The 7,981-nt window shown below is 58.8% G+C and carries 8 protein-coding genes; 4 read left to right on the top strand and 4 right to left on the bottom strand.

Annotation, left to right across the window (positions count from 1 at the left end; genetic code table 11):
- Together WKI41_RS21700 and WKI41_RS21695 are read right to left on the bottom strand one after the other, a co-directional pair.
- A partial coding sequence (locus WKI41_RS21700; RefSeq protein WP_340195488.1) for a DUF2076 domain-containing protein occupies positions 1-295 on the bottom strand: 295 nt, incomplete at its 3' end.
- Positions 296-396: 101 nt separating this feature from the next.
- Complete coding sequence (locus WKI41_RS21695) at positions 397-987, bottom strand: HupE/UreJ family protein (RefSeq protein ID WP_340195487.1); 591 nt, start codon at positions 985-987, stop codon at positions 397-399.
- A gap of 235 nt (positions 988-1,222) precedes the next feature.
- On the opposite strand from WKI41_RS21695, the gene WKI41_RS21690 reads away from it, so the two are divergent.
- From WKI41_RS21690 to leuA, 3 genes are all read left to right on the top strand, one after another.
- Positions 1,223-1,804: an ATP-dependent Clp protease proteolytic subunit gene (locus tag WKI41_RS21690; RefSeq protein ID WP_144621303.1), complete on the top strand. Its 582-nt coding sequence runs from the start codon at positions 1,223-1,225 to the stop codon at positions 1,802-1,804.
- Between the two features lie 172 nt (positions 1,805-1,976).
- Entirely contained in the window at positions 1,977-3,173 is a 1,197-nt protein-coding gene (locus WKI41_RS21685) for a benzoate/H(+) symporter BenE family transporter (protein ID WP_340195486.1), read from the top strand.
- Positions 3,174-3,490: 317 nt separating this feature from the next.
- Positions 3,491-5,200 carry a 2-isopropylmalate synthase gene (leuA, locus tag WKI41_RS21680; protein WP_340195485.1) on the top strand — a complete coding sequence of 570 codons (1,710 nt, stop codon included), beginning with the start codon at positions 3,491-3,493 and terminating at the stop codon, positions 5,198-5,200.
- A 40-nt stretch (positions 5,201-5,240) separates the two neighbouring features.
- On the opposite strand, the gene WKI41_RS21675 is transcribed toward leuA, so the two are convergent.
- Positions 5,241-6,206, bottom strand: coding sequence for a metallophosphoesterase family protein (locus tag WKI41_RS21675; RefSeq protein WP_340195513.1), 966 nt, complete (start codon positions 6,204-6,206; stop codon positions 5,241-5,243).
- A 208-nt stretch (positions 6,207-6,414) separates the two neighbouring features.
- Between WKI41_RS21675 and WKI41_RS21670 the strand changes: the two genes are divergently transcribed.
- Complete coding sequence (locus tag WKI41_RS21670) at positions 6,415-6,813, top strand: NUDIX domain-containing protein (protein WP_340195512.1); 399 nt, start codon at positions 6,415-6,417, stop codon at positions 6,811-6,813.
- Here WKI41_RS21670 and WKI41_RS21665 read toward each other — a convergent pair.
- Positions 6,804-7,808, bottom strand: coding sequence for a glutathione S-transferase family protein (locus WKI41_RS21665; RefSeq protein ID WP_340195484.1), 1,005 nt, complete (start codon positions 7,806-7,808; stop codon positions 6,804-6,806). The two genes, WKI41_RS21670 and WKI41_RS21665, sit on opposite strands and share 10 nt — an antisense overlap.
- Positions 7,809-7,981: the final 173 nt, after the last annotated feature.

Below are 7,981 nucleotides of genomic sequence, written 5' to 3'. Positions count from 1 at the left end.
GCTGGTTGGTGCCGAAGATGGAGCTGAGAAAGCCACCCTGAGTTCCGCGCTGCTGATCGCCCGCACCAGTTTCCAGCTGGTGGATGCGCTCCTCAAGCTGCTTGATGTGGGCCGCGGCCGCTTCCAATCCCTTTTCCTGCACGATGACGGCCTGTGCGAGGTAATAGGGTGCATGCGGCTGGTCGCGAACCGACTGGTCGATCAGCGCCTCGGCTTCCGGGTCACGCGGGGTAGACGATGCGGTCCTGATCCTGTCGAACAGGCCCTTGAGCAGTTGGGTTTCTTCTGGTGACATCTTTCGCCTCCTTGGCATGTCGAGAAACGCATACCAAGGAGGTAGAGTTCAAATCGGATTTTTCAAAGCCCCGATTTCTTACATTTCTGTAATCCGGTACCTCATCCACCGAAGGCGAGCGAGAGACCTGCAAGCGCTGTCAGGCCACCGGCGACGCGGGCTGCGATGGGACCGAAGCGCGAGACGCCCAGACCAACGGCCACACCGGCAAGATGCAGAAGGGCCGTGGCGATCATGAAGCCGATGCCGAATTGCATCGCGCCAGCCGTTCCAAGTTCGCCGCCATGGGCGTGACCGTGGAAGAGCGCGAAAACGCCGACAATTGCGGCTGCCGCAACGGTCGGTAGTTTGGCAGCGATGGCGACCAAGAGGCCAAGGCCGATGACGGACGCAAGGATCGCAGGCTCGACGAAGGGCAGGTTAATACCATAAACCGCCATGAAGAAGCCGATTGCCATAGTGCCGACAAAGGCTGCCGGAACGGTCCACAATGCGTTTCTGCGGCCTTCGGAAGTCGCGATCTGCGATGCCCAAAGACCAACCGCCACCATGGCAAGGATATGGTCTGCGCCAAACAGCGGGTGTGAAACGCCGGCCATGAAGGAGCCGTGCTCTTCCGGATTGAGATGGGCGAAAGCGGGCAGGGCGGTGGCACCGAGGCTGGCGCCGGCAAGAATAAGTCTTTTGAACATCGTTCCCTCTTCGAATGTCTGGTCGGGTGCCGGCCGTCCTTGGGATAACGGTCACACCTTATCGCAGCCAACGATATGTCGATTCAGAAGAACCTGTCCATGCGGCATTTGCCGGTGGTCTGCCAATCGAGCGCTTTTATTAAGCAGTTCCGCGCCTTGTCTTTTTCGCTCATTGTTTTACGACACAAATCACACTATGTCCGATAGGCACTGAATTATGTTGGAGACCGTCCGTATGAACGAAGAAGAAGACGACAAGAGCAAGGAACTGCCGATCGGTAAAGAAACGGAAGCGAATCTTTTCAAGTCGCGTTCGATCTTCATTTATGGCGGTATTACCCAGGAACTGGCGCAGAAGGTCTGCACGCAGCTTGTCGCTCTCGCCGCTGCAAGCGACGACGACATCCGCGTCTACGTCAATTCGCCAGGTGGTCACGTCGAGTCCGGCGATAGCATCCACGACATGATCAAGTTCATCAAGCCGAAGGTTTACATCATCGGCACGGGCTGGGTCGCGTCCGCTGGCGCGCTGATCTATGTATCGGTGCCGAAGGAACGTCGTCTTTGCCTGCCCAACACCCGCTTCCTGCTTCACCAACCATCTGGTGGCACGCGCGGCATGGCGTCCGACATCGAAATCCAGGCACGTGAAATCATCAAGATGAACCAGCGCCTGATCAAGATCTTCTCCAAGGCCACCGGCCAGACGGAAGAAAAGATCGCCAAGGACATCGATCGCGACTACTGGCTCGGCGCAGACGATGCCGTCTCCTACGGTCTCGTCGGCAAGATTGTCGAGCACCAGTCGGAAGTCTGACAGACGCGACAAGTTTCGATCTGAATTGAAAGCCCGTGCCAGAGAACTCTGGCGCGGGCTTTTCTTTTCCGCTTGGCGAGAGTGTCGGGCGGTACTCGGAATGGCTGCGTTGGCCTTGCACGACTCTGCGTTTTTTGGTCAGCCTCTACTCGATCCATCATCAGAGTAAACCATGTTCAAAGATTTCTCCCTTCAAGCCCTGTTCATGGGCTGCCTCACGGCTTTCGTCGGCTTTGCCAGTTCCTTTGCCGTGGTGCTGCAAGGGTTGAAGGCGGTTGGAGCGACGGATTTCGAGGCGGCGTCCGGCTTGATGGCGCTGTCGGTGTCGATGGGGCTTTGCGCCATCGTGCTGTCGGTGACGACCCGACTGCCGGTCAGCATTGCATGGTCCACGCCGGGAGCAGCGCTGCTGGCGACGACGGGCGTGATCGAAGGCGGGTTCCCGGCCGCTGTCGGCGCCTTCATCATCTGCGCGGTCTTCATCATCATCGCCGGGCTGTTCCGCCCACTTGGGCGCGCGGTGGCTTCCATTCCAGCCCCACTTGCCAACGCCATGCTCTCCGGCGTCATCATCGGGCTCTGCTTTGCGCCGATCAAGGCGATCGGTTTCAGTCCGGCACTCGGCCTGCCGATCATTCTGGCCTGGATCGTCGTCGGCGCTTTCAAGCGCCTCTTCGCCGTGCCCGCAGCGCTTTTAGCCTTTGTTCTGGTCATGATTTTCGGCGTGGACATACCGGCCGGCGCTTTCGACACCCTGGCCCATTCCCTGACGCCGCCGATGGAATGGGTCACGCCGACATTCAGCTTGCATGCGGTTGTCTCCATTGCGCTGCCGCTCTTCATCGTCACCATGGCTTCGCAAAACATTCCCGGCATCGCGGTGCTGAAGGTCAACCATTACGATCCGCAGCCCGGGCCGCTCTTTGCAACGACCGGCTTCTTTTCGCTTCTTTCGGCACCCTTCGGCGGCCATGCCGTCAACCTTGCCGCCATCACCGCTGCCATGTGTGCAGGCGAGGATGCTCACGCCGATCCGAAGCGCCGCTACTGGGCGGCAATCATCGGGGGCGTCGGTTACATCATCTTGGGTCTGCTAGCCGGTGTCGTGACCGCTTTCGTAGCGCTGGCGCCGCCCATTCTCATTCAGGCCGTGGCTGGTCTGGCGCTGGTCGGCGCCTTTTCAGGCTCGGCGGTCGCGGCCTTCAAGGAGCCGGAAACACGGGAAGCGGCGGCCATCACGTTTCTCGTTACGGCGTCCGGGCTGTCCTTCGGTGGAATTTCCGGCGCATTCTGGGGACTGCTCGGGGGAGGGCTGATGCTGGCGCTGCAGCGGGCGGTGGTAGCTATACGAGCGCGTTCTCTAAAATGACCGGCGACGGCAGAAGATTACTTGTCAGATCAAAAACCGCTGTTTATAGAAAATGCATGACCAGTTGCACCAAGACCTTTTCCGGCATGAGCGCGCAGATTTCTGCGAAGGCTTCGCCGTGCGGTGCACTCTCGCTTCTTAGCCTCGACCTTACACGCGGTTGCCGGGTCCAGTGAGGAGCGCCCGGCGGCCGAAAGCCCGCTGGTGCCAATGCTCCTCAACTCGAAATCTCATTTCATTCTGGATCTAAGGCCCAAGCAAGGGCGCAGCATCCGCCAGCGGCTTATCAGCCCGCGGATGCTCGAAGGAGCAAGACGATGGACGCGAAGACAAACAGCATTTCCAAGGGCATGCCGGAAGCCGGCGTAAAATATCGCCCCTATCCCACCATCAACATTCCTGACCGCACCTGGCCAGGCAAGACCATCGACAAGGCGCCGATCTGGTGTTCGGTGGACTTGCGTGACGGCAACCAGTCGCTGGTCAATCCGATGGGTCATGATCGCAAGGCCCGCATGTTCAAGCTGCTGCTGGACATGGGTTTCAAGGAAATCGAAATCGGTTTTCCATCCGCCTCTCAGACGGATTTCGACTTTGCTCGCTGGTGCGTGGAAGAGGGGAATGTGCCGGATGACGTATCGCTGCAGGTCTTGGTGCAGTGCCGCCCGGAACTGATCACCCGCACCTTCGAGGCTCTGGAGGGTGCGAAGAACCCCATCATCCATTTCTACAACTCGACCAGCGAATTGCAGCGCCGCGTGGTCTTCGGCAAGGACGTGCACGGCATCAAGCAGATTGCCGTCGATGCGGCGAAGATGATCACCGACATGGCGGCTAAGGCTGGCGGTGGATATCGCTTCGAATATTCACCGGAGAGCTTTACCGGAACGGAATTGGAAGTGGCGCTGGACATCTGCAACGCCGTCATCGACGTGGTGAAGCCGACCGCCGATAACAAGCTGATCCTCAACCTGCCATCCACCGTCGAGATGGCAACACCCAACATCTATGCCGACCAAATCGAATGGATGTGCCGCAATATCGATAGCCGCGAAAACGTCATCATCTCGCTGCACCCCCATAACGACCGTGGCACGGGTATCGCCGCAACCGAGCTGGGCCTGATGGCTGGCGCCGACCGCGTCGAAGGCACCCTGTTTGGCAATGGTGAGCGCACCGGCAATGTCGACGTGGTGACGCTGGCGCTGAACATGTATACACAGGGAATCGACCCGGAACTAGATTGCACCGATATCGAGCGCATCAAGTCCGTCTATGAGTATTCCAACGAAATGGCGATCCCCGAGCGTCATCCTTATGTCGGTGAACTGGTTTATACCGCCTTCTCCGGCTCGCATCAGGATGCGATCAACAAGGGCATGAAGGCGATCAAGGTCGCCAATCACCCGGTCTGGGAAGTGCCGTATCTGCCGATCGACCCTAAGGATGTCGGTCGTTCCTATGAGGCGATCATCCGTATCAACTCACAGTCCGGCAAGGGCGGCATCGCCTATATTCTGCAGGAAGATTACGGCCTCAACCTGCCGCGCAATCTGCAGGTGGAATTCCGCGAGGACATTCAGCGCATCACCGACGAGGAAGGCGTGGAACTGCCCGCCAAGCGCATCTATGAACGCTTCATGGAGCGCTATGTGACGCAGTCCAACGCCCGTCTGAAATTCGTCGATCACCACACCTATCCGGCCGGGGACTTCAAGGGTGTCCGCGTCGTGGCAGCCGAGATCACCGACAATGGCGAGGTGAAGCGCATCGAAGGCAAAGGTACGGGTCCGATCGATGGCTTCATCAATGCGCTGTCGACCTATCTCGGCATCGATCTGTCGGTGAACGATTATTCCGAGCACTCGCTGCAGCACGGCTCCAACGCATCGGCCATCGCCTATGTGGAGATGGAGCATCCAGGCGGTAAGCTGTTTGGTGCAGGCATCAACACCAACATCGTCGGCGCTTCGCTGGAAGCGATTGTCTCTGCGGCCAACCGCGTGCTGGAAGAGCGGGCGAAGTAACAGACTTCGTCTAAAAGCGGGTAGTAAAAGCCGGAGGAAGCTACTCCTCCGGCGCCTGTTCCACCGGGTTGCTGAAGCCGAGCGGGCGGCCGTTGTGGTAGAAGACGCGGATGTCTTCGAGCTCTATCCCCGTTGCCTTCTCGTTGAGGCTGAAGCGCTCACAGGTCACATCCCAGGTGCCGGGACCGCCGGAAATGTTGAAGAGATTGTAGCCGGCGCGGGGCTTCTCGGCGCCCGGTCCCTGGCTTGCGGACGCAATGCCGAAGACTGGAATGTGGTCCTGGCCGCGATGGGTGTTCAGCCAGTAAACGGTGTTGAGGTGGGTGTGGCCGTGGAGCACCAGCTCGGCGCCGCCGGTGCCGAGTGCTGCGGCAAAGCGGCGGATGCCGATCATGCGCTTGTGGGTCGCAGCCGCGCCTCGCACAGGCGGGTGGTGGATCATCACAACCCGGAAGAGGCCTTGTTCGCCGGCCTTCTTCAGCAGATCTGCCGTCGCACGCGCTTGGCGGCGGCCGAAATATCCGGTTGCGGAGAAGGGCGGAGTGGCAATTGAGGTGGAGCAGCCTATGAGTGCCACAGGACCACGGACGCGCATGTAGGGGAAAATCTTGCGGTCTTCGTTCCAATCCTGCGCATCGCCATCGCCGCGCACGTAAGGGTACCAGGCCGCCATGGCCTTATCATGCGCGCCTGGCACATAGGCGTCGTGATTGCCGGGTACGACGGACACCTTGAGCGGGTCGCCCACTTCCTCCAGCCAGTCGGCGGCTGCGCGGATTTCGATGCCGGTCGCAAGGTTGACGAGGTCGCCGGTGATCGCAATGTGATCCGGCGCCTTGGTCTCCATATCGTCCACCAACCGCTCCAGCGTATCGGTGAAAAGGTGCTTGCGGCGATTGAGTCGCCAGTTCACAAAACCGGTAATGCGCTTGGACGCCAGTTCGCGGAAGGTGAGCTTTGGCAATGGGCCGAGGTGAACGTCGGAAATATGGGCGAGCTTGAACATGGGGTCAGACATATCGTATCCGTATGGAGGCGTCCAATGCGAAGCCTCGGTATTTCAAAGGGATAAGCGCTTCAATCGGGCAAAAGCCGGTTACTTGACGGAGAGTTGAACGTTGGTTGAGAACCGCAAGCTGAGTGAAGGGTTCCGGCAGCTCTTCCGGAAAATCGCCAAAAGGGTCGTACACGCCTTCTTTTTCTTGCGACGCGGCATGACGCTCGGGGTGCGGGCCGCCTGTTTCGACGATCAAGACCGCATCTTCCTCGTGCGCCACACCTATGTCTCCGGTTGGCATATGCCGGGCGGCGGTGTGGAGCGAGGGGAAACAGGATTGCAGGCGTTGCACAAGGAAATCCGCGAAGAGGGCAATCTGGTTGCGACGTCTGTGCCCCAACTCGTTCATGTCTATTTCAACGACCGCACCAGCGATCGCGACCATGTGCTGTTCTACCGCCTCAATGTCAGGCAGACCGCGATAAAGGTGCCGGATCGTGAGATTGCCGAGAGCGGGTTCTTCCCGCTCGATGCTTTGCCCGAGGGCACGACGCCTGCGACGCGTCGTCGTCTCGCGGACCTCACCGGTCACGCTTTGCCGGACGATTACTGGTAGCCTCCTGCCAAACGCGCGCGATCATGTGCCTTTTCGAGTTCCAGTTCCGGCCCGACCGGAACGATGCCCGTGGGGTTGATCGTCTTGTGGCTGCGGTAATAATGCTCCTTGATGTGGCGCATATCGACCGTCTCCGGCACGCCGGGCGTCTGGTACAGGTCGCGCAGATAGCCTGTGAGGTTCGGGTAATCGTGAATGCGGCGGATGTTGCATTTGAAGTGGCCGACATAAACCGGATCGAAGCGAACGAGCGTGGTAAAGAGGCGCCAGTCGGCTTCGGTCTGTTCAGCCCCGAGAAGAAAGCGCTGGTTTGACAATCGCTCCTCGAGAATGTCGAGCGTCTCGAACACCTTGATGGCACTTTCCTGATAAGCTTCCTGCGTGGTGGCAAAGCCTGCCTTGTAGACGCCGTTGTTGACGGTGTCGTAGATCAGGTCGTTCAGCTTGTCGATTTCGCCACGCCTCTGCTCCGGATAGAAATCGAGCTCAGATCCGGTCGATGCATCGAAGGCGCTGTTGAACATGCGGATGATCTCCGCCGATTCATTGGAGACGATGGTGTTCTGTTGCTTGTCCCAAAGCACCGGCACGGTAACGCGGCCGGAATAATGCGGATCGGCCTTGGTGTAGACCTGCCAGAGGGCAGACGATCCGAAGAGATGATCCTGTGTCGCTCCTGGCGTGCGTTCTGCTTCCGGCTTGAACTCCCAGCCATTTTCCAGCATCAGCGGGTCGACGACGGAGACCGAGATGTAATCATCGAGTTTTTTCAACTTGCGGAAGATGAGGGTGCGATGCGCCCATGGGCAGGCAAGCGAGACGTAGAGGTGATAGCGATCCTTTTCCGCTTTGAAACCGCCTTTGCCGGAGGGACCGGGCTCGCCATCGCCGGTAATCCAGTTGCGGAACTGCGAAGCGCTGCGCTTGAAATGCCCTTTGGTTTCCTTGGTGTCGTACCACACATCCTGCCAAACGCCGTCGACCAGCCTACCCATCAATGTTCTCCTTGTTTCCTGGTTCACCCTAAGATCCGAAACCAGTAAAGCGAACCCTCGCATCGATGAACAATGCGTTCTTACTTCGTGAATGCAGCGGCGCGGCCATTTGTTCTGGACCGTCTGATAATTTCCTGATATCTGCGATTTTCATAATCTTGAGGAAATTCTCC

This window comes from Agrobacterium larrymoorei, assembly GCF_037722385.1.
In the GTDB taxonomy this organism is placed as follows: domain Bacteria; phylum Pseudomonadota; class Alphaproteobacteria; order Rhizobiales; family Rhizobiaceae; genus Agrobacterium; species Agrobacterium larrymoorei_C.
The sequence above is the reverse complement of the archived record's forward strand: the minus strand, read 5'-3'. Positions and strand labels throughout refer to the sequence as shown.

Excerpts from the sequence above, each read along its gene's own strand:
- WKI41_RS21695 (WP_340195487.1), bottom strand. The coding sequence starts at position 987 with ATGTTCAAAAGACTTATTCTTGCCGGCGCCAGCCTCGGTGCCACCGCC.
- WKI41_RS21690 (WP_144621303.1), top strand. The coding sequence starts at position 1,223 with ATGAACGAAGAAGAAGACGACAAGAGCAAGGAACTGCCGATCGGTAAA.
- WKI41_RS21685 (WP_340195486.1), top strand. The coding sequence starts at position 1,977 with ATGTTCAAAGATTTCTCCCTTCAAGCCCTGTTCATGGGCTGCCTCACG.
- leuA (WP_340195485.1), top strand. The coding sequence starts at position 3,491 with ATGGACGCGAAGACAAACAGCATTTCCAAGGGCATGCCGGAAGCCGGC.
- WKI41_RS21675 (WP_340195513.1), bottom strand. The coding sequence starts at position 6,206 with ATGTTCAAGCTCGCCCATATTTCCGACGTTCACCTCGGCCCATTGCCA.
- WKI41_RS21670 (WP_340195512.1), top strand. The coding sequence starts at position 6,415 with ATGACGCTCGGGGTGCGGGCCGCCTGTTTCGACGATCAAGACCGCATC.
- WKI41_RS21665 (WP_340195484.1), bottom strand. The coding sequence starts at position 7,808 with ATGGGTAGGCTGGTCGACGGCGTTTGGCAGGATGTGTGGTACGACACC.